The 23,523-nt window shown below is 72.1% G+C and carries 23 protein-coding genes; 8 read left to right on the top strand and 15 right to left on the bottom strand.

All coding sequences use genetic code 11. The annotated features are described in order from the left end of the window. Positions 1-68 precede the first annotated feature (68 nt). A protein-coding gene (locus ESG85_RS36890; protein ID WP_425471196.1) for an IS630 family transposase occupies positions 69-1,135 on the top strand; the annotation gives its coding sequence in 2 pieces (ribosomal slippage) (positions 69-512 and positions 515-1,135; 1,065 coding nt in all). Positions 1,136-1,379: 244 nt separating this feature from the next. On the opposite strand, the gene ESG85_RS10025 is transcribed toward ESG85_RS36890, so the two are convergent. Next, positions 1,380-2,708, bottom strand: a complete 1,329-nt coding sequence (locus ESG85_RS10025) for a class I SAM-dependent RNA methyltransferase (protein WP_128977714.1) — start codon at positions 2,706-2,708, stop codon at positions 1,380-1,382. 74 nt (positions 2,709-2,782) lie between these two features. Then, the gene (locus ESG85_RS10020) at positions 2,783-4,834 is read right to left on the bottom strand and encodes an APC family permease (RefSeq protein WP_128977713.1); all 2,052 of its coding nucleotides are present in this window, start codon (positions 4,832-4,834) and stop codon (positions 2,783-2,785) included. A 274-nt stretch (positions 4,835-5,108) separates the two neighbouring features. On the opposite strand from ESG85_RS10020, the gene ESG85_RS10015 reads away from it, so the two are divergent. Continuing rightward, on the top strand, positions 5,109-5,777 hold the full coding sequence (locus ESG85_RS10015; RefSeq protein WP_017237685.1) for a potassium channel family protein: 669 nt from the start codon (positions 5,109-5,111) through the stop codon (positions 5,775-5,777). Then, positions 5,777-6,454: a potassium channel family protein gene (locus ESG85_RS10010; protein ID WP_128977712.1), complete on the top strand. Its 678-nt coding sequence runs from the start codon at positions 5,777-5,779 to the stop codon at positions 6,452-6,454. The genes ESG85_RS10015 and ESG85_RS10010 overlap by 1 nt, the downstream gene beginning before the upstream one ends. Positions 6,455-6,680: 226 nt before the next feature. On the opposite strand, the gene ESG85_RS10005 is transcribed toward ESG85_RS10010, so the two are convergent. The 6 genes from ESG85_RS10005 to ESG85_RS09980 all read right to left on the bottom strand — a co-directional run bounded on the left by ESG85_RS10005 (position 6,681) and on the right by ESG85_RS09980 (position 10,994). Beyond that, positions 6,681-7,448 carry a DUF3159 domain-containing protein gene (locus tag ESG85_RS10005; protein ID WP_128977711.1) on the bottom strand — a complete coding sequence of 256 codons (768 nt, stop codon included), beginning with the start codon at positions 7,446-7,448 and terminating at the stop codon, positions 6,681-6,683. A 3-nt stretch (positions 7,449-7,451) separates the two neighbouring features. Continuing rightward, positions 7,452-7,850 carry an OB-fold nucleic acid binding domain-containing protein gene (locus tag ESG85_RS10000; RefSeq protein ID WP_128977710.1) on the bottom strand — a complete coding sequence of 133 codons (399 nt, stop codon included), beginning with the start codon at positions 7,848-7,850 and terminating at the stop codon, positions 7,452-7,454. Positions 7,851-8,175: 325 nt separating this feature from the next. Beyond that, positions 8,176-8,865: an ABC transporter ATP-binding protein gene (locus ESG85_RS09995; RefSeq protein WP_128977718.1), complete on the bottom strand. Its 690-nt coding sequence runs from the start codon at positions 8,863-8,865 to the stop codon at positions 8,176-8,178. Positions 8,866-9,119: 254 nt separating this feature from the next. Then, positions 9,120-9,896, bottom strand: coding sequence for a DUF3710 domain-containing protein (locus ESG85_RS09990; protein ID WP_128977709.1), 777 nt, complete (start codon positions 9,894-9,896; stop codon positions 9,120-9,122). Position 9,897: 1 nt separating this feature from the next. Next, on the bottom strand, positions 9,898-10,410 hold the full coding sequence (dut, locus tag ESG85_RS09985; protein WP_128977708.1) for a dUTP diphosphatase: 513 nt from the start codon (positions 10,408-10,410) through the stop codon (positions 9,898-9,900). After that, positions 10,410-10,994, bottom strand: a complete 585-nt coding sequence (locus ESG85_RS09980) for a PaaI family thioesterase (protein ID WP_128977707.1) — start codon at positions 10,992-10,994, stop codon at positions 10,410-10,412. Before ESG85_RS09980 ends, dut begins: the two co-directional genes overlap by 1 nt. Before the next feature lie 57 nt (positions 10,995-11,051). Between ESG85_RS09980 and ESG85_RS09975 the strand changes: the two genes are divergently transcribed. Continuing rightward, complete coding sequence (locus tag ESG85_RS09975) at positions 11,052-11,537, top strand: DUF3093 domain-containing protein (protein ID WP_181019002.1); 486 nt, start codon at positions 11,052-11,054, stop codon at positions 11,535-11,537. Between the two features lie 102 nt (positions 11,538-11,639). Here ESG85_RS09975 and ESG85_RS09970 read toward each other — a convergent pair whose 3' ends face one another. The 4 genes from ESG85_RS09970 to ESG85_RS09955 all read right to left on the bottom strand — a co-directional run bounded on the left by ESG85_RS09970 (position 11,640) and on the right by ESG85_RS09955 (position 15,315). Continuing rightward, entirely contained in the window at positions 11,640-12,716 is a 1,077-nt protein-coding gene (locus tag ESG85_RS09970; RefSeq protein ID WP_128977706.1) for a hypothetical protein, read from the bottom strand. A 12-nt stretch (positions 12,717-12,728) separates the two neighbouring features. Then, positions 12,729-13,025 (bottom strand): DUF4193 domain-containing protein, encoded by a 297-nt coding sequence (locus ESG85_RS09965; protein ID WP_003955561.1) that lies wholly within the window; start codon positions 13,023-13,025, stop codon positions 12,729-12,731. Positions 13,026-13,421: 396 nt separating this feature from the next. After that, positions 13,422-14,657, bottom strand: coding sequence for a sensor histidine kinase (locus tag ESG85_RS09960; protein ID WP_128977705.1), 1,236 nt, complete (start codon positions 14,655-14,657; stop codon positions 13,422-13,424). Between the two features lie 4 nt (positions 14,658-14,661). Then, positions 14,662-15,315, bottom strand: a complete 654-nt coding sequence (locus ESG85_RS09955) for a response regulator transcription factor (protein ID WP_128977704.1) — start codon at positions 15,313-15,315, stop codon at positions 14,662-14,664. 371 nt (positions 15,316-15,686) lie between these two features. Between ESG85_RS09955 and ESG85_RS34920 the strand changes: the two genes are divergently transcribed. Then, positions 15,687-15,860: a hypothetical protein gene (locus ESG85_RS34920; RefSeq protein WP_164986211.1), complete on the top strand. Its 174-nt coding sequence runs from the start codon at positions 15,687-15,689 to the stop codon at positions 15,858-15,860. 88 nt (positions 15,861-15,948) lie between these two features. Here ESG85_RS34920 and ESG85_RS09950 read toward each other — a convergent pair whose 3' ends face one another. Next, positions 15,949-16,761: an inositol monophosphatase family protein gene (locus ESG85_RS09950; RefSeq protein WP_128977703.1), complete on the bottom strand. Its 813-nt coding sequence runs from the start codon at positions 16,759-16,761 to the stop codon at positions 15,949-15,951. A 12-nt stretch (positions 16,762-16,773) separates the two neighbouring features. Continuing rightward, a complete protein-coding gene (locus ESG85_RS09945; protein ID WP_128977702.1) occupies positions 16,774-17,901 on the bottom strand; it encodes a ferrochelatase in 1,128 nt (375 codons plus the stop codon). A 222-nt stretch (positions 17,902-18,123) separates the two neighbouring features. Between ESG85_RS09945 and ESG85_RS09940 the strand changes: the two genes are divergently transcribed. Then, complete coding sequence (locus ESG85_RS09940) at positions 18,124-19,392, top strand: MFS transporter (RefSeq protein WP_128977701.1); 1,269 nt, start codon at positions 18,124-18,126, stop codon at positions 19,390-19,392. Beyond that, positions 19,340-20,671 carry a D-arabinono-1,4-lactone oxidase gene (locus ESG85_RS09935; protein ID WP_128977700.1) on the top strand — a complete coding sequence of 444 codons (1,332 nt, stop codon included), beginning with the start codon at positions 19,340-19,342 and terminating at the stop codon, positions 20,669-20,671. Before ESG85_RS09940 ends, ESG85_RS09935 begins: the two co-directional genes overlap by 53 nt. A gap of 60 nt (positions 20,672-20,731) precedes the next feature. Here ESG85_RS09935 and ESG85_RS09930 read toward each other — a convergent pair whose 3' ends face one another. Then, on the bottom strand, positions 20,732-21,496 hold the full coding sequence (locus ESG85_RS09930) for a hypothetical protein (protein WP_246094911.1): 765 nt from the start codon (positions 21,494-21,496) through the stop codon (positions 20,732-20,734). 452 nt (positions 21,497-21,948) lie between these two features. Between ESG85_RS09930 and sepH the strand changes: the two genes are divergently transcribed. Beyond that, positions 21,949-23,004, top strand: a complete 1,056-nt coding sequence (gene sepH, locus ESG85_RS09925; RefSeq protein WP_128977699.1) for a septation protein SepH — start codon at positions 21,949-21,951, stop codon at positions 23,002-23,004. The last annotated feature ends 519 nt before the right edge of the window (positions 23,005-23,523 follow it).

Below are 23,523 nucleotides of genomic sequence, written 5' to 3'. Positions count from 1 at the left end.
TACTGAGGCTGAACTCGTGGTGTCGCAGGGGCTGACGGCTGGTCGTCTGCTGCGGTATCACCGGAGGCATGCGGTATCCACAAGGGGGCGGGCTGACCGCCGAACGGCAGCAGTTCCGCGAGGGGTTACGGCTCAAGGCCGCAGAGCGGTTCGCCCAGGGCGAGGCGAGTGCGGTGATCGCCAAGGACCTGCGGGTCAGCGTCCGCTCTGTGCAGCGGTGGCGGCGGACGTGGGATGAGGGCGGTCCGCGGGCTCTGCGGTCGCAGGGGCCGGCGTCGCTGCCGAGGCTAAGCGAGAAGCAGTTCGCTCAGCTGGAGGCGGAGCTTGCCAAGGGGCCAGCCTCGCATGGCTGGGAGGACCAGCGGTGGACGCTGGCGCGGGTCAAGACGGTGATCGGCAGGCGTTTCCACCTGACCTACACGATTCAGGGTGTGCGCAAGCTGCTGGTGCGTAACGGCTGGTCCTGTCAGGTGCCGGCCCGACGCGCGATGGAGCGGGACGACGCGGCGGTGGCCGGATGGGTCAAGGAGGTGTGGCCCTGCGCGGAAGACTCGCGGCGGCGCGCGGAGCCTGGCTCGTCTTCGAGGACGAAGCCGGATTCTCCATGACGCCGCCGCATGCGAAGACCTGGTCCCAGCGCGGCCGGACCCCGGTGGTGCGGGTCCGCGGCCGGTCCCGTAGACGAGTATCGATCGCCGCGCTGACCTGCTACAAACCCGGGCACCGGTCCCGGCTGATCTACCGGCCCCGCCGGGACGACGGCCGACGCGACGGACGCAAGAGCTTCTCCTGGCGCGACTACCGAGACCTGCTGATCGCCGCCCACCAGCAGCTCGGCGGCCCGATCGTGCTCGTCTGGGACAACCTCAACGTCCACAAAGCCGCCGACCTGCGGGAATGGGCGGCAGCCCAGGACTGGCTGACCATCCACTACCTGCCGCCTTACGCACCCGACCTCAACCCCGTCGAAGGGATCTGGTCACTGCTACGGCGCGGCTGGCTCTCCAACGTCGCCTTCAGTACCCCCGAACACCTCGTCCAACGCATCCGACGCGGCCTACGGCACATCCAGTACCGCAGCCACCTCATAGACGGCTGCCTCGCCGAGACCGGTCTGGTCATCAGGCCCGCCTGATCAGCAGCACGACACCACGAGTTCAACCTCAGTAACAGTTCCGCAGCCCAGTGCATCAGCCGGCTCAAGATGCCTACCGCCCCACAGCCGAGGGCTCCACCCGGTGGTCGCCAAGTGCGCATGACGACCCGTCAGAAGCCGTGCCGTCCGTGCGTCAAACGTGCGTCACGTGCGTCAGATATGCGTCAAGATATCGCCCGTAACGCACGTAACGCACATAACGCACACTCGGCAAAGCCGCAGGTCAGCGGCCCTTTTCAGCAGGCTCCAGGATCGCCACGCACTCCACATGATGCGTCATCGGGAACAAGTCGAACACCCTCAACGTCCGTACCCGGTAGCCGCCCTCCCTGAAGTACGCCAGGTCGCGGGCCAGGGCCGCCGGGTCGCAGGCCACGTAGGCGATGCGGCGGGCGCCGAGGGCGGCGAGGTGGCGGACGGTGTCGCGGCCGGCGCCGGCGCGGGGCGGGTCGAGGACGATGAGGTCGACGTCCGTGATGCCGGTGCGCGGGAGGACCGACTCCACCTTGCCCTGCTCGATGCGGACGCGCGGGTAGTCGGCCAGGTTGTGGCGGGCGTCCTCCACCGCGCGCTTGCCCGACTCGATGCCGAGGACCGCGCCCGTCTCGCCGAGGCGGTCGGCGAGGGCGCCCGCGAAGAGGCCGACGCCGCAGTAGAGGTCGAGGGCCATCTCACCCTTGCGCGGGAGCAGGCCCTGCATCACGGCGAGGACCAGGGTCTGGGCCGCCTTCGGGTGGACCTGCCAGAAGCCGCCGTTGCCGACGCGGTAGGTGCGGTCGTCGGCGCGCTCGCGGACGAAGGGGCGGCCGTGGACGCGGTGGACGCCGCCGTCCTTCTCGCCGACGCGCAGGACCGAGACCGGCTTGTCGAGTTCGACGATGGGGAGGCGGGCGCCCGGGCGCGGGGTGAGGATCACCTGGCGGTCCTGGGAGCCGGTCGCGGCGATCGCCTCGATCGACGCCATGCCCTCCCAGGTGCGCTTCTCGATGCCGAGTTCCGAGACGCCCTCGGCGGCGATCATGCAGTGGTCGATGACCTCGACCTCGTGCGAACGGTGGCGCCGCAGGCCGGCGTGGCCCTCGGCGTCGACCGCGTACTGGACGCGGGTCCGCCACTGCGGGACCTCGCCCGCCGGCAGCTTGTCGCCCTCCGCCGGGACGACGGTGCCGTCCCAGCCGGCCTCCTCCGGCGTCAGGCCCGCGAGCCGCTTCAGCTGCTCGGCGATGACCTCGCCCTTGAGGCGGCGCTGGGCGCCCGGCTTGGCGTGCTGCCAGTCGCAGCCGCCGCACTTGCCGGGGCCCGCGAACGGACACGGCGCCTCGATGCGGTCCTTGGAGGCCTCCAGCACCTCGACGGCGTCGGCGCGCAGGAAGCGGGAGGTCTCCTCGCCCTCGGTGACCCGGGCCCGGACCCGCTCGCCCGGCAGCGCGTGGCGGACGAAGAGGACCCGGCCCTCCTCGGTGCGGGCGATGCAGTGGCCGCCGTGGGCCACGGGGCCGACCTCGACCTCGTACTCCTCCCCGACCAGCGACGCGACAGGGGTGTTCTGCATGATCGGAGGCTCCAGGGGAGAAGGGGGAGGAAGAGCGAAGACAAGCGGGCTGCCGGTGACAGCAGCCCACCAGTCTAACCGTTCTTCCCGGCCGATTCCCGCTGGCCCTTCTCCACCGGGCCACGGCGCACCGAGCCCGGGGCGTTCCACTCCTGGCGCTTGCGCGCCCGCAGCTTCGCCGCCTCGGAGGACTGGAGCTGGTACGGGACCGAGGTCACCATGACGCCCGGCGTGAAGAGCAGGCGGCCCTTCAGGCGCAGGGCGCTCTGGTTGTGCAGCAGGTGCTCGTACCAGTGGCCGACGACGTACTCGGGGATGTAGATGGAGACGGCGTCGCGCGGGCTCTCCTGACGGAGGTTCTTCACGTACTCGATGACCGGCCGGGTGATCTCGCGGTACGGCGAGTCGAGGATCTTCAGCGGCACGTTGATGCCGCGCCGCTCCCACTCCTCCTTGAGCGCCTTCGTCTCGGCCGGGTCGACGTTGACGGTGAGCGCCTCCAGCTCGCTGGCGTGCAGCAGCTTGGCGTACGCGAGGGCGCGCAGGGTGGGCTTGTGGAGTTTGGAGACGAGGACGACGGAGCGGACCCGGGAGGGTCGTACGTACTCGTCGGGGCGCTCCTCGGCGGCGGCGATCTCCGCGGCGACGGAGTCGTAGTGCCGTCGGATCGCGGTCATCGTCACGAAGAAGATCACCATGCCGAGCAGGGCGACCCAGGCGCCGTGGGTGAACTTGGTGGCGAGGACGACGACCAGGACGAGGCCGGTGAAGAAGGCGCCGAAGGCGTTGATCGCGCGGGAGCGGATCATGTGGCGGCGCTTGGCCTGGACCCGCTCCGTCCTCAGGTGCCGGTTCCAGTGCCGGACCATGCCGATCTGGCTGAGCGTGAAGGAGACGAAGACGCCGACGATGTAGAGCTGGATCAGCCGGGTCGAGTCGGCCCCGTAGATCCAGACGAGCAGCGCGGCCGCGCCGGCGAGCAGCACGATGCCGTTGGAGAAGGCGAGGCGGTCACCGCGGGTGTGCAGCTGGCGGGGCAGGTAGCGGTCCTGGGCGAGGATCGAGCCGAGCAGCGGGAAGCCGTTGTACGCGGTGTTCGCGGCCAGGAAGAGGACGAGCGCGGTGGCCGCGGCCAGCAGCACGAAGAAGAAGGTGTTCTCGCCGAAGACGGCGGCGGCGACCTGTGAGATGACCGGGTCCTGCACGTAGCCGGGGCCGACCGGCACCCCGTTGTGCAGCAGGTCCTGGGCCGGCTTCTCGGCCATGCGGACGTCGGTGGCCATGGCCAGGAAGATGATGCCGCAGAACATGACGACGGCGAGGCCGCCCATGAGCGCCAGCGTGGTGGCCGCGTTCTTCGCCTTGGGCTTGCGGAAGGCGGGCACGCCGTTGGAGATGGCCTCGACGCCGGTGAGCGCCGCGCAGCCGGAGGAGAAGGCGCGCAGGAGCAGGAAGAGCAGGGCGAATCCGGCCAGGCCCTGGTGTTCGGGCTTGATCTCGAAGTCGGCGGTCGGGGCCGCCATGGTCTCGTCGAGGACGATGCCGCGCCAGGCACCCCAGATGATCATGACGAAGACGCCGAAGACGAAGACGTACGTGGGGATGGCGAAGAGGCCGCCGGACTCCTTCACGCCGCGCAGGTTCATGAGCGTCAGCAGCACGATCACGGCGATGGCCGAGGCCACCTTGTGTTCGACGACGAACGGGACGGCGGAGCCGAGGTTCTCGATGCCCGAGGAGATCGAGACCGCGACGGTGAGGACGTAGTCGACGAGCAGGGCGCTCGCGACGGTCAGCCCGGCCTTGGGTCCCAGGTTGGTCGTGGCGACCTCGTAGTCGCCACCGCCGCTCGGGTACGCGTGCACGTTCTGCCGGTACGAGGCGACGACCGTGAACATCAGCACGACGACGGCGAGGGCGATCCACGGGCTGAAGTGATAAGCCGACAGGCCCGCGACGGAGAGGACGAGCAGCACCTCGCCCGGTGCGTAGGCCACCGAGGACAGCGGATCGGAGGCGAAGACGGGGAGGGCGATCCGCTTGGGGAGAAGGGTCTCGCCGAGCTTGTCGCTGCGCAGGGCCCGTCCGATGAGGATCCGTTTGGGCACGTCGGTCAGTTTGGACACAACAGAGGATCGTAAGCGTTCGAAACTGGCCATGCCGACCATCACCCCGATCCCGCACCGAATCTCCCACCCGTGACCCGAATGCGCCCCTCCGCCGGGCCCGCTGCGCTGATCGCCACCTCGGCTGGGTCGGCGTCAGGGTTGCCGCATAAGCTCGGACCGGACAGCACGTCGGTGCGTGTCCGCCACGGCCCGGGCGAAACGGGCCGGGAAAGTTGTGAACAGGGTGTATTCGCAGGTCAGTAAGACGATCAGGAGTGCGGGGTAAGGGGACGTGCACATCGTCATCATGGGCTGCGGGCGAGTGGGAGCCGCTCTCGCGCAGACCCTCGAACAGCAGGGGCACACCGTCGCGGTCGTCGACCAGGACCCCACCGCCTTCCGCCGCCTGGGCTCGGGCTTCGGCGGCCGCCGGGTCACCGGTGTGGGCTTCGACCAGGACACGCTCCGTGAGGCGGGCATCGAGGAGGCGGGCGCCTTCGCCGCGGTGAGCAGCGGCGACAACTCGAACATCATCGCCGCGCGGGTCGCGCGCGAGATGTTCGGCATCGAGAACGTCGCCGCCCGGATCTACGACCCGCGGCGCGCCGAGGTCTACCAGCGGCTGGGCATCCCGACGGTCGCCACGGTCCGCTGGACCGCCGACCAGATGCTGCGCCGGCTGCTGCCCTCGGGCGCGGAGCCGCTGTGGCGTGACCCGAGCGGCGGGGTGCAGCTCGCCGAGGTGCACACCTCTCCGGCGTGGATCGGCCACAAGGTCAGCCGCCTCCAGGAGGAGACGGGTGTGCGTGTGGCGTTCCTCACCCGACTGGGCGAAGCGATTCTGCCGACCTCTCAGACGGTGCTGCAGGAGGGCGACCTCGTTCACGTGATGATGCGGACGGACGAGATCGCCAAGGTCGAGGAGGCCTTCGCCGAGGGTCCCGAGGAGGGCGGTCACTGATGCGTGTCGCTATTGCCGGCGCCGGCGCGGTGGGCCGTTCCATCGCGGGCGAACTCCTGGAGAACGGTCACGAGGTCCTCCTCATCGACAAGGCACCCACCGCCATCTCGGTGGAGCGGGTGCCGCAGGCGGAGTGGCTGCTCGCCGACGCGTGCGAGATCACCTCGCTGGACGAGGCCGCGCTGCAGCGCTGCAACGTGGTCATCGCGGCGACCGGCGACGACAAGGTGAACCTGGTCGTCTCGCTGCTCGCCAAGACCGAGTACGGCGTGCCGCGCGTGGTCGCCCGGGTCAACAACCCGAAGAACGAGTGGTTGTTCAACGAGGCGTGGGGCGTCGACGTCGCCGTCTCGACGCCGCGCCTGATGTCGGCCCTGGTCGAGGAGGCGGTGAGCGTCGGCGACCTGGTCCGGCTGCTGCGCTTCAGCCACGGCGACGCCAATCTGGTGGAGCTGACGCTGCCGCCGGAGTCGGCGATCGCGGGCACGCAGGTCGGCGACGTCGCCTGGCCGCAGGACACGTCCCTGGTCACCATCATCCGCGGCTCCCGGGTCCTCACCCCGAGCCCGGAGGAGACTCTGGAGGCCGGCGACGAGCTGCTGTTCGTGGCCACCCAGGCGCGCGAGGAACAGCTGGAGGACCTGCTCTCGGTCCGCCGGGAGACCAACGAGTCCTGAGCGCGCGCGGTACGCGGAAGGGGCCCGGGACCCACGACAGGTCCCGGGCCCCTTCGGCGTACGGAGGCGCGGGCGAGGCGGCGGTACGGGCGGGGCGCCGGCCCGGGAGCCGGCCGGAGCCGCGCCCGCGGGCGGTGCGCTCATAGCGGTGCGCCCACGGGCGGTCCGCTCTTACGGGTCCGCTCTTACGGGAGCGAACCGACCGCATGCCGCGGCGGCGGGGCGGCTACGGCTCCACGCGGCCGCTCTCGGCCGCCGCCTTGCGGGCCTTCTCGGCCTGCTCCTCGGCCTCCATCTCCGCGAACACGTCGATCGGCGGCGGCGCCTTGGCGAGGAACATCCAGGTCAGGTAGACCGCCAGCAGGAACGGCGGGATCTTCAGGGCGACGAGGACCCAGCCGAGCTGGGTGGTGTCGGCCCACCAGTACAGCGGGAAGAGGATCGCGCACTTGGCGAGGAGGATCAGGCCCCAGGCCCAGCTGGCCTTCGCGTAGGCCTTCTTGCGGCCCGGGTTACGGGTGCGCCAGGACAGGTTCTCCTTGAAGACCGGTCCGAGGATCAGCCCGATCAGCGGCACTCCGGCCAGGGTCGTGAGGATGTACGCGAGGCCGAGGCCGAGCGTGTACAGCATGCCCGGCAGGTAGAAGTCCTTGGCGTTGCCGGTGATCATCGCGAAGACGACGCCGAACGCGACGCCGAAGACCCCGCTGAAGGCGTGCTTGACGGTGTCGCGGCGGATCAGCCGGACGGCGACGAGGACGAGCGAGACCCCGAGCGCGGCGATCGCCGAGAAGTGCAGGTTCTTGTTGATCGTGTAGATCGTGACGAAGAGCAGTCCCGGCAGGACCGTCTCCACCATGCCGCGTACTCCGCCGAAGGCCTCGAACAGGGCGGCCTCGGTCACCGCCTTGTCGGTCCGCGCGCCCTGGTCGGGCGTGGTGCGCGGGCCGGTCTCGGCGCCGTGGTCGGTGGTCGGCTTGTCGACTGACGTCACCGGCTACTCCTGTCCGAGCGGTCGGAGCTCGTATTTGGGGTTGAAGAGGACCCGCCGGCCGTGGCTCATGGATATGCGGCCGGAGGCGATCAGTTTGCGGCCCGGTTCTATGCCCACGATGGAGCGGCGGCCCAGCCAGACGACGTCCAGCGGCGCCGTGCCGTCGAACAGCTCGGCCTCCAGCGCGGGCACGCCCGCCCGGGGGCGCAGGGTGACCGTGCGCAACGTACCAGTCACCTTGACTATCTCGCGGTCGGAACAGTCCGAGATACGCGTGCACCCCGAAGCCGCGGAGTCCTCCTGGAGCTCCTCCGACTCCAGCTCCTCCTGGGAGGTGGAAAGGCGGTCGAGCATGCGGCGGAAGCGTCCGGCGGGCTTCTCTGTACGCGGTGCTGCACTCATACCTCAAAGCGTACCGGCCGCCGCCCCCGCCGAGCCCGGCCCGGGCAGGGCTCGGGGGCGGGCTCGGGAGCGGGCCCGGACGACACCCCGGCCCAGGTCCGGACCGCCACCTGAGTCAGTGTTCGAAGCGGTAGCGCGCGCCTGATCCGGTGACGGCGTACCGCAGGTGCCGGGGTGCCCCGGGTGCCGGGGTGCCGCGGACGCCGGGGTGCCGCAGGTGCCAGGGTGCCGCGGTGCCAGGGTGCCGCGGTGCCCCGGGCGCCGGGGGCCGCGGCCTCCCCGCCTACGAGGATCCCGCTCCCCCGCCGTGCCCGAGGGCGTGCTCTCAGTGCTCGGCGGGCTCCCCTCCCTGCTCGATGATCTCGCCGTCGCGCAGCTCCAGGACCCGGTCGGCGAGGCCGAGGAGCTGGGAGTCGTGGGTGGCGACCAGGGCCGTGCACCCCTCGCTGCGCACCACCGCCCGCAGCAGCTCCATGACCGCGACACCGGTCTCGGCGTCCAGCTGTCCGGTCGGCTCGTCGGCGATCAGCAGCGCGGGCCGGTTGGCGAGGGCGCGGGCGATGGCGACCCGCTGCTGCTGTCCGCCGGAGAGCTCTCCGGGGCGCTGGGCGGCGTGGTCGGCGAGACCGACGAGGGAGAGCAGCAGGGCGACCCGCTCCTCGCGCTCCTTGGGGTCGGCCTCGCGCAGCCGCATCGGCACGCCGACGTTCTCCGCGGCGGTCAGGATCGGTATGAGCCCGAAGGACTGGAAGATGAATCCGATCCGGTCCCGGCGCAGCTCCAGCAGGCCCTCCTCGCCGAGCTGGGCGAGGTCGGTGCCGTCGATGACGACGCGGCCCCCGTCGGCGGTGTCGAGGCCGCCCACGAGGTTGAGCAGCGTGGTCTTGCCGGAGCCCGAGCGGCCCTTCAGCGCGACCAGCTCACCGCGTGGGATGTCGAAGGACACGCCGCGCAAGGCGTGCACGGCGGCCGCCCCCGTCCCGTACGAGCGGCGCAGGTTCTCGACCCGGACCATGGGCGCGCCGGCCGGGTCGTCGACGACGGCCGTGCCGGGACGCGCGTTGCTCTCAGTCACCGTGATACCCCCCTGGTTCGAACGTGTGCGCCGTCAGTATGGGCACAGGGCGGCGGGCGGTGCCAGGCCTGTGGATAACCCGGACGGGGAGCCGCGGCGGTCGCCGAGCGAGGCTGTGGACAGCCGAAAGCCCGGTGGCCGCTCCCCTGCGAGGAGCGGCCACCAGGCTCTGGTCACATGCCGGTCGCGCGGCGTCAGCGGATCTCGGAGATCTCCGGACCGCGCTGGAGCTGGCCCATGCCGCCCGAGAAGCGGGAGCCGCCCTGGTCCTCCTGCTGCACGCCGTCCGGCACCATCTGGGCGTCGTTCGGCAGCTTGAGGACGATCGGGTCGCGCGGGGCCATCGGGCCTTCGCCGCGGACGACCACGGTGTCCCGGACGATCTGCTCCAGCAGACCAGCGGCCTCGGGCTGCACCGCGCCCTGGCCGGAGATCACGCCGCGCAGGAACCAGCGGGGGCCGTCGACACCGACGAAGCGCACCAGCTGGACGCCGCGGTTGCCGTCAGGGAGCTGGACGGGCACCTGGGCGCGCAGCTCCCAGCCCAGCGGACCCTCGATCTCGTCGATCACGCCGCCCTGCTGGGTGATGCCGGTCGCGATCTCCTCGCGGACCTCGCCCCAGATGCCTTCCTTCTTGGGCGCGGCGAAGGCCTGCAGCTGGACGGCGCTGTCGCGCAGCACGACGGTGGCCGCGACGATCGCGTCGCCGGCCACCTCCACCCGCAGCTCCATGCCCTCGACGCCGGGCACGAACATGCCGCCGAGGTCCACGCGGCCCTCTTCGGGCTTGCCGACCTCGGAGATGTCCCACGGACCGTCGGGCCGGGGCGCCGGCGGAAGGTTCACCCGGCGCTGCCCCGCGGCGGCGTCGGCCTCGTCCGCCCCGTCCTCGGGGTTCGCCGCGTCGACGACCTGCTCGGCCTGGCCCGCGGCGTCATCGGCACCGCTCTTCTTGCGACGTCCGAACACGTCACTGTCCTTCCCGGTCGGATACGACCGAAGCGTATCGATTCCCACCCGTAGTGCCGTCCACGGCGGCATGACCGCCGGTGGACCCGAAGCCCCCCTCGGCCCGCGCGGAGCCGGGAAGCTCCGCGACCTCGTGGAAGCGCACCTTCTCGACCTGCTGGACGACGAGCTGGGCGATCCGGTCGAACCGTTCGAACCTCACGCTCTCGCGCGGGTCGAGATTGACCACGATCACCTTGATCTCTCCACGGTACCCGGCATCGACCGTCCCCGGGGCATTCACGAGCGCGACTCCGCACCGGGCCGCGAGGCCGGAGCGCGGGTGCACGAAGGCGGCGTAGCCGTCGGGCAGCGCGATGGAGACCCCGGTGGGCAGCACGGCCCGCTCCCCCGGGGCGAGCTCGGCGGCCTCGGTGGTCACGAGGTCGGCGCCGGCGTCGCCGGGGTGGCCGTACGCGGGGATCGGCACCTCCGGGTCCACGCGGCGGATGAGTACGTCGACGGGATTGCGCATCAGGGGTTCACCTCGAAGGCGCGGGCGCGCCTGACCTGGTCGGGGTCGGACATGGCGGCCTGGATCTCCTCCGGGCGACCGTTGTCGATGAAGTGGTCGACCTTGACCTCGATGAAGAGGGCGTCGGCGCGGACGGCGACGGGGCCCTCGGGCCCGCCGATCCGGCCGACGGCGGTCGAGTAGATCTTGCGGCCGTGCACGGCGGTGACCTCGGCCTGGAGGTGGAGCACGGTGCCGACCGGCACGGGCCTGGCGTAGTCGGTCTCCAGGCGGCCGGTCACGGCGATGACCCGCAGCAGCCAGTTGAGGGAGCCGAGGGTCTCGTCGAGCGCGGTGGCGAGCACGCCGCCGTGCGCGAGACCGGGCGCGCCCTGGTGGTCGGGGGTCACGGTGAACTCCGCGGTGACCGTCACGCCCTCGCCCGCGCGCGCCTCCAGGTGCAGCCCGTGGGGCTGCCCGCCGCCGCACCCGAAGCAGTACTCGTAGTGCGCACCGAGCAGCTCGCCGGGGGCGGGCGCGTCGGGGTGGCGAACCGGCGCTATGGCGTCGGCCGGCGGGGTGAGAGCGGCAGATGTTCCAGTCACAGGCGCAGACCTTACCCGCGCGGCCGGGCGCGGGTCGCGCCGTGCCAAGCTTGGGGCATGCAGCAGTCTTCCGTGCCCCCGACCGCGCCGGCCTTCGACGAGCGTCTGACCGCGCCCCGTTCCTGGTGGCTGATCGCGGGTCTCCTCGGGTTGTCCGGCGCTCTGGTGATGTTCCCGCTGGGTACGGTGCCGACGCTCGGCGGTCTGATCACGGCGGCGGCGCTCGCCGCGGTGGGCGTCTCCTCGTACGGCTCGGCCCGCGTGCGCGTGGTGGCCGGATCGCTGGTCGCCGGTGACGCCAGGATTCCGGCGTCGGCGCTGGGAGCGCCCGAGGCGCTGGACGCCGAGGAGGCGCGCGCCTGGCGTACGTACAAGGCCGATCCGCGGGCGTTCATGCTGATGCGCAGCTACGTGCCGACGGCCGTACGGATCGAGGTGACGGATCCGGAGGACCCGACGCCGTACGTGTACGTGTCGACCCGGGACCCGGAGGGGCTGGCAGCGGCCCTGGAGGCGGCCCGGAACGGGGCTTCGGCAGCCTGAGTCACCCTCGTGCGCGCCGGGACTCCGGCGGGGCCTGCGGGAGCGCTCGGGGCTTTCCTGAGGCCAGCGTCCGTTCTGCCCGAGCTTCCGGCCCACGATGGCCTAGAAGTCGATCTCCTTGGGGTTCTCCGGCTGCTCCAGCGGCGGCAGTGCCGGGAGGGCGTCCCAGGGGATCTGGCGGGCGCGCAGGTCCTTGCGGATGTGCCCGGCGAGCTTCTTCGTGTCGCGCCGGTTCATGACGGCGCCGACGGCCGCGCCCACCATGAACGGGGTGAGGTTGGGCAGGTTGCGCACCATGCGCTTCATGATCTGCTGGCGCAGTTCGCGCTTGAGCTGGCCGCCCAGTGCCGCGTTGACGGTGGTGGGCTTGGTGGGGTCGATGCCCCGCTCCTCCGCCCAGGCGGTGAGGTAGGCGGCCGAGCGCTGAGGGAGCGTGCCGGGGGGCCGCAGGCCGTAGAGCTCGTGCAGCTCGGCGATGAGCTTGAGCTCGATGGCGGCGACGCCGGTGATCTCCGCGGCCAGCTCGGCGGGCATGGCGGGCGGCACGGGCAGCATGGCGGCGGCGCCGATGCCCGCGCCGACGGTGGCGCTGGCGTTGGCCGCGCCGGCGATCAGCTTGTCGGCGATCTGTTCCGGCCCGAGGCCGGGGAACTGTCTGCGCAGGGTCGGCAGGTCGCGTACGGGCACGCGCGGGGCGATCTCGATGACGCGGTCCGCGAGGTAGCCGATGCCCGCCTTGGCGCCCTGGCCGCCGCGCTTCACTCCGCGCCGTACGGCTTCGATGCGGGCGCTGTCGAGTTTGATGCGGTCGAGCCGGACGCGTGCGGGGTTGGCGACGCGTCGCAGGACGCCGCTTCCGGCGGTCCTGCCGGTGGCCTCGCCGCCGGCGTCTTCGCCGGAGGTGGGGTCGAGGGTGTCCTCGGTGCCGTCCTGGTGGCCGGGGACGGGCAGGTGGTCCGGGGCCGGCCTGCCGTCGGCCCGGTAGGGGGCGTCCGCTGCTTCGAGCGAGGCCGCGGGGCCTCGCCCGTCGTCACGTGCGCCAGGTGTGGGCAGGGGGGCGGAGTGCACGGCGGAGGAGGCGTCCGTGACGCCCTCTGCCGAGCCCGAGCCGCCCTGGTACGCCTCCGGCCTCCCAGGGAGCCGGAGCCGCCGCTTCCGAGACGGTGTGTCGCCTGCCACGGTCACTCGATCTCAGTCGCAGTCGCGGCAGATCGGCTGACCGTTCTTCTCCCGAGCCAGCTGGCTGCGGTGGTGCACGAGGAAGCAGCTCATGCAGGTGAACTCGTCGGCCTGCTTGGGCAGGACCCGGACGGCCAGCTCCTCGTTCGAGAGGTCGGCGCCCGGGAGCTCCAGGCCCTCGGCGGCCTCGAACTCGTCGACGTCGACGGTCGAGGTCGACTTGTCGTTCCGGCGGGCCTTCAGTTCCTCAAGGCTGTCCGAGTCGACGTCGTCGTCGGTCTTGCGTGGGGTGTCGTAATCCGTTGCCATGTCGCTCTCCCCCTCTGGGTGGTTTGCGGTGTCTCCAGCGCACGTAACGCGTGAGAGGCCGGACTTGTGCCCGACCCGAGGCGGAGATTTTGCCTCACATCAAGGTCTGTTACTCAATCGACACCCAATCCGCCCTCTCACGAGTGACCGGCTTTGGGTGGCGAAGCGGACCGTACACGGTCCGGGAGCCCTCCCTCACGGGCGCCACCCCGTGTACTTCCCGTCATCCGGACCCCCGGAAACCCGGACTTTTCCGGGTTTTCCGAGGGAATTCACGATCACGGAGAGTGGAGGACCGGACACTCATTCCTGTGATCGATCACACAGGACCGTCTCAGGAATCAGAACCGGAAATTCCGCGCAAAGCGAACAAAACCGGTCGGCTCGGCCAGTGTGTCAGATCGGGAGAGTGACACGCATCACGAGGCCGCCGCCCTCGCGCGGCTCGGCGATGATACGGCCGCCGTGGGCCCGCGCGACGGAGCGGGCGATCGACAGGCCGAGGCCGACGCCCTTGTCGCTCCCGGTGCGCTCCTGACGGAGCCGCCGGAATGGCTCGAAAAGGTTGTCGATCTCGTATGCCGGGACGACCGGTCCCGTGTTGGACACCTCCAGGACCGCGAAACCGTTCTGCGTCGAGGTGGCGACCTCCACCCAGCCGTCCTCCGGCACGTTGTACCGCACGGCGTTCTGCACCAGGTTCAGGGCGATCCGCTCCAGCAGCACGCCGTTGCCCTGGACCACGGCGGGTCCGCGCTCGCCGCGGAACTCCACGCCCTTGGCGTCGGCCTCGGCGCGCGCCTGGTCCATGGCCCGCGAGGCGACCTCGGCCAGGTCGACCGGCTTGCGCTCGACGATCTCGTTGTCGCTGCGGGCGAGCAGCAGCAGGCCCTCGACCAGCTGCTCGCTGCGCTCGTTGGTCGCGAGCAGGGTCTTTCCGAGCTGCTGGAGCTCCACCGGCGCCGCCGGGTCGGAGAGCTGGACCTCCAGGAGCGTGCGGTTGATCGCGAGCGGGGTGCGCAGCTCGTGCGAGGCGTTGGCGACGAAGCGCTGCTGGGCGCTGAAGGCCCGCTCCAGGCGCTCCAGCATCTCGTCGAAGGTGTCGGCCAGCTCCTTGAGCTCGTCGTCCGGCCCGTCCAGCTCGATCCGCCGGGACAGGTCCGTGCCGGCCACCTGGCGGGCGGTACGGGTGATCCGGCCGAGCGGGGACAGCACCCGGCCGGCCATCGCGTAGCCGAAGGCGAAGGCGATGATGCTCAGGCCGAGGAGGGCGAACAGGGAGCGGCGCAGCAGGTCGTCCAGGGCCAGGTCGCTCTGGTGCCGCAGACACATCGAGACGGCGTTGTTGAGCTGCTCTCCGGTGGACTTGTCGGGCAGCTCGCACCAGTCGGTGGTCGCGGTGACCGTGCCGCTGACCACCTTGAAGGGCAGTTCCGCGGTGGTGTCCCGGACGGCCTGGGCCGTGAAGAGGTAGATGATCGCCAGCAGGATGATCCCGGCGATCAGGAACATCCCGCCGTAGAGGAGCGTGAGCCGTATCCGGATGGTCGGACGCAGCAGGGGCCTGACCGGGTCCCGGGGGTCCCAGGTCGGCTTGGGTGGTGTGTGCAGGAGGGTCGGCGACGGGGGCATCGGCTCAGATCCGGTATCCCGAGCCCGGTACGGTGACGATCACCGGGGGCTCGCCGAGCTTGCGGCGCAGGGTCATGACCGTGACGCGCACGACGTTGGTGAACGGGTCCGTGTTCTCGTCCCAGGCCTTCTCCAGGAGCTGCTCGGCCGAGACGACCGCGCCCTCGCTGCGCATGAGGACCTCGAGGACCGCGAACTCCTTCGGGGCCAGCTGGACCTCCTTGCCGTCGCGGAAGACCTCGCGGCGGTTCGGGTCGAGCTTGATGCCGGCGCGCTCCAGGACCGGCGGGAGCGGGACGCTGGTGCGGCGGCCCAGGGCCCGGACGCGGGCGGTGAGCTCGCTGAAGGCGAAGGGCTTCGGCAGGTAGTCGTCCGCGCCGAGCTCCAGGCCCTCGACGCGGTCGCTGACGTCGCCGGAGGCGGTGAGCATCAGGATCCGGGTCGGCATGCCGAGCTCGACGATCTTGCGGCAGACGTCGTCGCCGTGGACCAGGGGGAGGTCGCGGTCGAGCACCACGACGTCGTAGTCGTTGACCCCTACGCGCTCCAGTGCCGCGGCTCCGTCGTAGACGACGTCGACCGCCATGGCCTCGCGGCGCAGGCCGGTGGCCACCGCGTCCGCGAGAAGCTGCTCGTCCTCGACGACGAGTACGCGCACGTCCGTAAGTCCTTTCCTGGGCCCTGATCCTGCACGCGGACGGGGCGGTTTCTGCGCACTGACTGTGCGTGTCCATCCTGCCCCGAACGCGCGTAAACCGGCTGTAAGGCGACTGCGCAGGGGGCGGCGCGCGGGCGCGGCGGCACCGGCAGCCGGCGACGAACGGCACAGGGGCCCGGAGAATGCACCTGAATCACGGGCCAGTTGAGGTTTCTCTGAGGATAGGGCTGGGGAGGACGACTGCACACCCCGCGATCACGCCCTGTAGGTGACACGCCACCTACTGCTCTCTGTCCCCCAGAGGTAGCGGTGTGTGATCCACCCACCCCCGGCACTCCCCGTGCCACCGACCCACGACGAGGGGGCGCACGATGGACGCTTTCACCGCAGGCCTGCTGCACCGCATCAGGACCACGCAGTCCGACCTCACGCGCGCTCGCGAGGCGGGCGACGACTTCCTCGCGGAGGTCGAGCAGGCCGAGCTCGACGACCTGCGCCGCCTGGCGGCCGAGCACGGCGTGGAGGTCGGCGCCGCCAGCGCCTGACCCCACACACGAGGGCGGGCCCCGGAATCGGTCGATTCCGGGGCCCGCCCTCGTGTGCCCGGTGCCCGGGAAGGCCTCTCGGGCACACTCAGGCCCGCTGTCCGTCGTGCCAGGCCCCCGAGTCCTCCAGGAACTCCTGGAGGACGCCGAACAGGCCTGGTGAGGCCGCCAGGGCCAGCTCCCCCGAGGCCGGCTCGCCGGGGCGGCCGCCGGTCAGGGCGCCCGCCTCACGGGCGACGAGGTCGCCGGCGGCGAGGTCCCAGGGGTTGAGGCCGCGCTCGTAGTACGCGTCGGCGCGGCCCGCGGCGACGTCGCAGAGGTCGATGGCGGCCGAGCCGCCGCGGCGGATGTCGCGGACGCGCGGCAGGAGCTGCCGGACGATCTCCGCCTGGTGGGCCCGGCGGTCGCGGAGGTAGCCGAAGCCGGTGGCGACCAGGGCCTCGTCGAGCGCCGGCGAGGGCCGGACGGCCAGGCGCCGCTCGCCGAGCCACGCGCCGCCGCCGAGGACGGCGTGGAAGGTCTCGCCGCGCAGCGGCACCTCGACGACGCCGACGACGGTCTCGCCGTCCCGCTCGGCGGCGATGGAGACCGCCCAGGTCGGCAGGCCGTAGAGGTAGTTCACGGTGCCGTCCAGCGGGTCGACGACCCAGCGGATCCCGCTGGTGCCGGGGCTGGCGGCGCCCTCCTCACCGAGGAAGCCGTCCTGCGGGCGGTGCTCGGAGAGGAAGCCGGTGATCAGCTTCTCGGCGGCGATGTCCATCTCGGTGACGACGTCGACGGCGCTGGTCTTGGTCTTGGCGACGGTCAGGTCGTCCGGGCGCCCGTCGCGCAGCAGGGCACCGGCCCTGCGCCCGGCCTCCAGGGCCAGGCCGAGCAGCTCGGACAGCGGGGTGTCGGTCACGCCGGGGGCTCCTTACGCGTACGGGCTGTCGGCGCCGGCCGCCGCCGGACGCTCGGTGCGGGCGGGGCAGCACCCGATCGGGCACAGGTCGTGGGACGGGCCGAGGGCGCCGAGGGCGCAGCGCTCGACGCGCTGTCCGCGCTCGGTCGCGGCACGCTCCAGGACGAGCTCGCGCACGGCCGCGGCGAACCGGGGGTCGGCGCCGACGGTCGCCGAGCGGCGCACCGGGAGTCCCAGCTCGGCCGCCTTGGCGGTGGCCTCGGTGTCGAGGTCGTACAGGACCTCCATGTGGTCGGAGACGAAGCCGATGGGGACCATCACGGCGGCCGGCGCCCCGGCGGCGTGCAGCTCCTCCAGGTGGTCGCAGATGTCGGGCTCCAGCCACGGGATGTGCGGGGCGCCGCTGCGGGACTGGTAGACGAGCTGCCAGGGGTGCTCGACGCCGGTCTCCTCGCGGACGGCGTCGACGACCAGCCGGGCCACGTCGAGGTGCTGCCGGACGTAGGCGCCGCCCTCGCCGTGGTCGGAGACGGGGCCGGAGGTGTCGGCGGCGGAGTCGGGGATGGAGTGGGTGGTGAAGGCGAGGTGGGCCTCGGCGCGTACGGACTCGTCGAGCTCGGCGAGCGAGGCGAGGACGCCCTCGGCCATGGGGCGGACGAAACCGGGGTGGTTGAAGTAGTGCCGCAGCTTGTCGACGCGGGGCAGCGGCAGTCCCTCCGCCTCCAGCTGGGCGAGGGAGTCCGCCAGGTTCTCGCGGTACTGGCGGCAGCCGGAGTAGGAGGCGTAGGCGCTGGTGGCGAGGACGGCGATGTGGCGGCGGCCGTCGGTGACCATCTCGCGCAGGGTGTCGGTCAGGTACGGCGCCCAGTTCCGGTTGCCCCAGTAGACCGGCAGGTCGAGGCCTGCCTCGGCGAAGTCCGCGCGCAGGGCGTCGAGCAGGGCGCGGTTCTGGCCGTTGATGGGGCTGACGCCGCCGAAGAGGAAGTAGTGCTGCCCCACCTCTTTCAGCCGTTCCTTGGGGATGCCGCGGCCGCGGGTCACGTTCTCCAGGAACGGGACCACGTCGTCCGGGCCCTCCGGGCCGCCGAAGGAGAGCAGCAGCAGGGCGTCGTACGGGGCGGGATCGAGCTCGTCGGACATGGCACCGATCCTCCCACCCGGCACTGACGGCCGAGGGCTCGGCCCGGCCGAAGGGACGGGGCGGGCCGGGCGGGTCGCGCTCGCTCCGGCAGGGCCCCGGCCGGAAAAAGTGAGTGACCGAACCAGTTCAACACCGTAGGCTTTAGCTATTAATTACACGTGCCCGCGCGGACGGTGCGGACGCGTGCGGTTGGCGCGCCCCGCCCGAGCCCGGAGATCCCCTTGCCCAGTCCCTATCGCGCGATCTTCGCGGCCCCCGGAACCAGATCCTTCTCGCTCGCCGGGTTCATCGGCAGGATGCCCCTGTCCATGATGGGCATCGGCATCGTGACCATGATCTCGCAGGTCACCGGGCGTTACGGGCTCGCGGGCGCGCTGTCCGCCGCGCTGGCCATGTCGGCCGCCGTGCTCGGCCCGCAGATCTCCCGGCTCGTCGACCGCCACGGTCAGCGGCGGGTGCTGCGCCCGGCGACGCTGTTCTCGCTCGCCGCGGCGACCGGACTGCTGCTGTGCGTGAAGCTCGGGGCCCCGGACTGGACCTTCTTCGTGTTCACGGCGGGCGTCGGCACCGTACCGAGCCTCGGCGCGATGACCCGCGCCCGCTGGGCGGACATCTACCAGGGCGAGGCGCAGCGGCTGCACACCGCGTACTCGTGGGAGTCGATCGTCGACGAGGTGTGCTTCATCTTCGGACCAATCCTCTCGATCGGCCTGTCGACCACCTGGTTCCCCGAGGCCGGTCCGCTGCTCGCCGGCGTCTTCCTCGCCATCGGCGTCTTCTGGCTGACCTCGCAGCGCGCCACCGAGCCGGTCCCCCACCCGCGCGCGGCCGACTCGGGCGGCTCGGCGCTGCGCTCCCCGGGCCTCCAGGTCCTGGCGCTCGCCTTCGTCGCCACCGGCGCCATCTTCGGTTCGGTGGACGTCGTCACCGTCGCCTTCGCCGAGGAGCAGGGCAACAAGTCGGCGGCAAGTCTGGTTCTGGCCGTCTACGCCCTGGGCTCCGGCCTGGCCGGCGCGGTCTTCGGGCTGGTCCGGGTCAAGGGCCGGCCGTCGGTCCGCTGGCTGGTGGGCGTGTGCGCCATGGCCGTGAGTATGATCCCCCTCCTACTGGCCGGGAACCTGCCGTTGCTGGCCGTGGCGCTCTTTGTCGCGGGCCTGTCCATCGCGCCGACGATGGTGACCACCATGGCCCTCGTCGAAGCGCACGTACCGCGCACCAAGCTGACCGAGGGCATGACCTGGACAGGGACCGGGCTCGCCATCGGTGTGGCGCTCGGCTCCGCGGCCGCCGGCTGGGTGGTCGACGCGTCCGGGGCGGAGGCGGCGTACGTGGTGCCCGTCGTCTCGGGCGCGCTCGCGGTCGCCGTGGCGCTCCTCGGCCACCGCCGGCTGCGCACGCCGGCGCCGACGCGGGAGGGGCAGCTTGAGCAGGTCGACGATGCAGCCGCAGCAGTGGGGGAACACCGGGACGGCGAGCCGCACGTGGCGTAACTGGGCCGGGAACGTGACCTCCCGCCCCGTCCGGGAGGTGAGCCCGGCCTCGGCCGAGGAGCTCGCCGACGCGGTGCGCCGGGCCGCCGAGGACGGTCTGCGGGTGAAGACGGTCGGCACCGGTCACTCCTTCACCTCGATCGCCGCCACCGACGGCGTGCTCGTCCGGCCGGGCCTGCTCACCGGCATCCGGCGGATCGACCGCGAGGCGATGACCGTGACCGTCGAGTCCGGCACCCCGCTGAAGCGGCTCAACGTGGCGCTGGCCCGGGAGGGCCTGTCGCTCACGAACATGGGCGACATCATGGAGCAGACGGTCGCCGGGGCCACCTCGACCGGCACGCACGGCACCGGCCGTGACTCGGCCTCCATCGCCGCCCAGATCCGCGCACTCGAACTGGTCACCGCGGACGGCCGCCTGATGACCTGCTCGAAGACGGAGAACCCCGAGGTGTTCGCCGCCGCCAGGATCGGCCTCGGCGCGCTCGGCGTGATCACTGCCCTCACCTTCGCCGTGGAACCGCTGTTCCTGCTCACCGCGCGCGAGGAACCGATGTCCTTCGACCGGGTGACGTCGGAGTTCGACGCGCTGCACGCGGAGAACGAGCACTTCGAGTTCTACTGGTTCCCGCACACCGACAACTGCAACACCAAGCGCAACAACCGCAGCGCGGGCCCCGCGGCCCCGGTGGGCCGGGTGAGCGGCTGGGTCGAGGACGAGCTGCTGTCCAACGGCGTCTTCCAGCTGGCGTGTTCGCTGGGGCGGGCCGTGCCGCCGGCCATCCCGGCGCTCGCGAAGGTCTCCAGCCGGGCGCTGTCCGCCCGTACGTACACGGACATTCCGTACAAGGTCTACACCTCGCCGCGCCGGGTCCGCTTCCTGGAGATGGAGTACGCGCTGCCGCGTGAGGCGGCCGTGCCGGCGCTGCGCGAGCTGAAGGCGATGGTCGAGCGCTCGCCGCTGAAGGTGAGCTTCCCGGTCGAGGTGCGTACGGCGCCGGCGGACGACATCACGCTGTCCACGGCCTCGGACCGGGAGTCCGCGTACATCGCCGTGCACCTCTACAAGGGCACGCCCCACCGCGGTTACTTCACCGCGGTGGAGCGCATCATGACCGCGCACGGCGGGCGTCCGCACTGGGGCAAGGTCCACACCAGGGACGCCGCCTACTTCGAGAAGGCCTATCCGCGCTTCGCCGAGTTCACGGCGCTGCGGGACCGGCTCGACCCGGACCGGCGCTTCGGCAACGACTACCTGCGCCGGGTCCTGGGCGACTGACGGCCGTTCGGCTCGGCCCCCGATGGGCCGGCGGCCGGTCGCGCGCCTGCCGGCCGAGGGTCACTCGGCTCCGTCGCCCGTAGGGGCCTGGGCGGTCGGCGGGGCCGCCGGCGGGGTGGCGGGCGGGGTCGAACCGCCGCCCGTGGGCTCGGTCGACGCCGAGGGCGTCGGCTCCGGGGCCGGAGTCGCCGGGCCGGACGTACGGTCCGGGGTCGGCGTCGGTGTGGCCGTCCCGCCACCGTTCCGGTCGTCCTCCCGGTCGTCCCTCCGGTCGTCCTTCCGGTCGTCCCTCCGGTCGTCCTTCCGGTCGCGGCCGGGCCCCGGGGACGGCGTGCCGCCCGTCACGGGCCGCTGCCCGCCCTCGCCGCCATCGCCGCCACCGCCCTCGCCGCGGACGGCGGAGCCGAAGGTCGTGGAGCCCTTGACGCCGCCGAGGTCCTGACCGGAGGTCAGCTCGTACGCGGTGATGCCACCCATCGCGACCACGAAGACCACGGCGGCGCCGAGGGCGGAACGCTTCCGGCCACGGACGCGGGTGCCGTGCGTGCTGGGCTCGCCGAACTCGTCGCCGTACGGCGCGGAGGTCTGGCGCGGCTTCGGCCTGTCGGCCGTGCCGGCCCCGCGCATCTGCTCGCCGGTGCGCTTGAAGAGGTGCTGGAGGAGCGGGCCGCCGCAGGTGGCGATGACGCTGATCACACCGGCGCCGAGGATGGTGCCGTAGACCCCGAGGGTGGAGGCGAGCTTGGCGGCGAGGACGGCCGCGAGCGCACTGCCCGCGACCTGAGGAAGGCTCAGGTCGAACCGTTTCTTCGTCTCTTCGGGCATGTCCGTCCCAGCGCGTTCGTCTGTTCCACCGTGCACCCAGAAGGGACAAATGGGCGAAGGGATTGGTTCCGTTTCCGGTGGTTCTGTGAAGAGGGACACGCCGAGGGGGGCATCGCGGAGACTCAACTCCCGAACCACCCGAGAAGTTGGGCGGCGCGCCGGTCCACCCAGGTGGCCCGAATGGAGTACTGTGGCGAACCCTGGGTCCGGATTCCCTCACGGGTGTCCGGAAACGACGGAAGGGGGCCGAAGGTGGCACTCGAACCGGCGGCGCCACGGCACCGCACGGAGCCCGCGACACAGCGTGACGCCCAGTCACTCTGCGTCGCGACCGGGTAACCGTGCCATAACGGCGTTCCAGGGTCCAGGCCCGACACGCCGGGCAACTCGGCAGGGTTGTGGCAGGCTGCACCCGGGCAGGCCACACTCGACTAGCGGAAGCAGCGACGCACGTGACGTCGGCAGGCACCACCCGGGAGGTTCCCATGCCCGAACTGCGTGTCGTGGCCGTCTCGAACGACGGCACACGACTGGTGCTGAAGGCTGCTGACAACACGGAGTACACACTTCCGATCGACGAGCGGCTGCGAGCCGCCGTCCGCAACGACCGTGCCCGGCTCGGCCAGATCGAGATCGAGGTCGAGAGCCACCTCCGCCCCCGCGACATCCAGGCCCGGATACGTGCCGGTGCCTCCGCCGAGGAGGTCGCGCAGCTCGCCGGCATCCCCGTCGACCGGGTGCGGCGCTTCGAGGGTCCCGTCCTCGCGGAGCGCGCGTTCATGGCGGAACGCGCCCGCAAGACCCCCGTGCGCCGGCCGGGCGAGAACACCGGCCCCCAGCTCGGCGAGGCGGTGCGGGAGCGGCTGCTGCTGCGCGGCGCCGAGAAGGACACCGTGCAGTGGGACTCGTGGCGCCGCGACGACGGCACCTGGGAGGTGCTGCTCGTCTACCGCGTCGCGGGCGAGGTGCACACCGCGAGCTGGACGTACGACCCGCCCCGGCGGCTCGTCCAGGCCGTCGACGACGAGGCGCGGGCGCTGATCGGCGAGACCGACGACACGCTCGCCGCGGTGCCGGAGCCGAGCTTCCCCTTCGTCCCGCGGATCGCCCGGCTCCCCCGGGACCGGCCGCTGGACCGCGCCCTCGACCGCCAGATGGACCGGACGCCCGCGCCGGCTCCCGAACCGGAGGAGGAGCGCGACTCGCTGACGAGCCTCCTGGAGGCGGTGCCGAGCTTCCGCGGCGACATGGTCGTGCCCGAGCCCTCCGACACGGAGCCCTCCGACGAGGTCGAGGCGGAGGAGCCGCCCGCGCCGGCGGCCTCGGCGGGCGCCGGCTCCGCGTACGCGGACGTCCTCATGCCGCGCGCGGTCTCGGGGCACCGTGACCGCCTCATCGGCACGACGGACCGCCAGGCCGAGGCGGACGGCGTGCGCCCGGGGCGGCGGGCGGCGGTCCCGAGCTGGGACGAGATCGTCTTCGGCACCCGCCGCAAGAAGCAGGACTGACCCGACCCGACCCGCCCGCGGTCGCGCCGGAGGGCACCCCTCCCTGCGGGTCGCGCCCTGCTGAAGCGATGCGCCGCCACCCTCCCCGCGGGTGCGCGCCTTGCTGAGCGGCGCCTCGGTCGTACCCGGGACGCGCCCGCCCCTCTGGGCGGTGCGGCCGTCGCGCCCGCCCCGTGTGTGCCCCCGCCTGGCGGGTCGGCGCGGGTCCCGCACACCTCCGTGAGCCCGCGCCCTCCTGGGCGGTGCTTGCGGCGCGCCCGCCCCGTGTGTGCCCCCGCCTGGCGGGTCAATGCGGGTGTCGCCCACCTCCGTGGTGTGCCCGCGCCTGATGGGGCGGTGCGGATGCCGCCCACCTCCGTGGTGTGCCCGTGCCTGGCACGGGCGGTGCGGGTCCCGCACACCTCCGCGTGAGCCCGCGCCTGGCACGGGCGGTGCGGGCGCCGCACACCTCCGTGGTGTGCCCGCGCCTGGCACGGGCGGTGCGGGTGCCGCACACCTCCGTGTGGGCATTCGTCCCGC

The sequence above is a fragment of the Streptomyces roseicoloratus genome, assembly GCF_004117935.1.
GTDB lineage: Bacteria > Actinomycetota > Actinomycetes > Streptomycetales > Streptomycetaceae > Streptomyces > Streptomyces roseicoloratus.
This window is presented reverse-complemented; position numbering and strand designations above follow the sequence as displayed.

Coding starts and splice junctions, on each gene's coding strand:
- ESG85_RS10025 (WP_128977714.1), bottom strand. CDS start 2,708: ATGCAGAACACCCCTGTCGCGTCGCTGGTCGGGGAGGAGTACGAGGTC.
- ESG85_RS10010 (WP_128977712.1), top strand. CDS start 5,777: ATGCGTGTCGCTATTGCCGGCGCCGGCGCGGTGGGCCGTTCCATCGCG.
- ESG85_RS10000 (WP_128977710.1), bottom strand. CDS start 7,850: ATGAGTGCAGCACCGCGTACAGAGAAGCCCGCCGGACGCTTCCGCCGC.
- ESG85_RS09995 (WP_128977718.1), bottom strand. CDS start 8,865: ATGGTCCGGGTCGAGAACCTGCGCCGCTCGTACGGGACGGGGGCGGCC.
- dut (WP_128977708.1), bottom strand. CDS start 10,410: ATGCGCAATCCCGTCGACGTACTCATCCGCCGCGTGGACCCGGAGGTG.
- ESG85_RS09975 (WP_181019002.1), top strand. CDS start 11,052: ATGCAGCAGTCTTCCGTGCCCCCGACCGCGCCGGCCTTCGACGAGCGT.
- ESG85_RS09965 (WP_003955561.1), bottom strand. CDS start 13,025: ATGGCAACGGATTACGACACCCCACGCAAGACCGACGACGACGTCGAC.
- ESG85_RS09960 (WP_128977705.1), bottom strand. CDS start 14,657: ATGCCCCCGTCGCCGACCCTCCTGCACACACCACCCAAGCCGACCTGG.
- ESG85_RS34920 (WP_164986211.1), top strand. CDS start 15,687: ATGGACGCTTTCACCGCAGGCCTGCTGCACCGCATCAGGACCACGCAG.
- ESG85_RS09945 (WP_128977702.1), bottom strand. CDS start 17,901: ATGTCCGACGAGCTCGATCCCGCCCCGTACGACGCCCTGCTGCTGCTC.
- ESG85_RS09935 (WP_128977700.1), top strand. CDS start 19,340: ATGCAGCCGCAGCAGTGGGGGAACACCGGGACGGCGAGCCGCACGTGG.
- ESG85_RS09930 (WP_246094911.1), bottom strand. CDS start 21,496: ATGCCCGAAGAGACGAAGAAACGGTTCGACCTGAGCCTTCCTCAGGTC.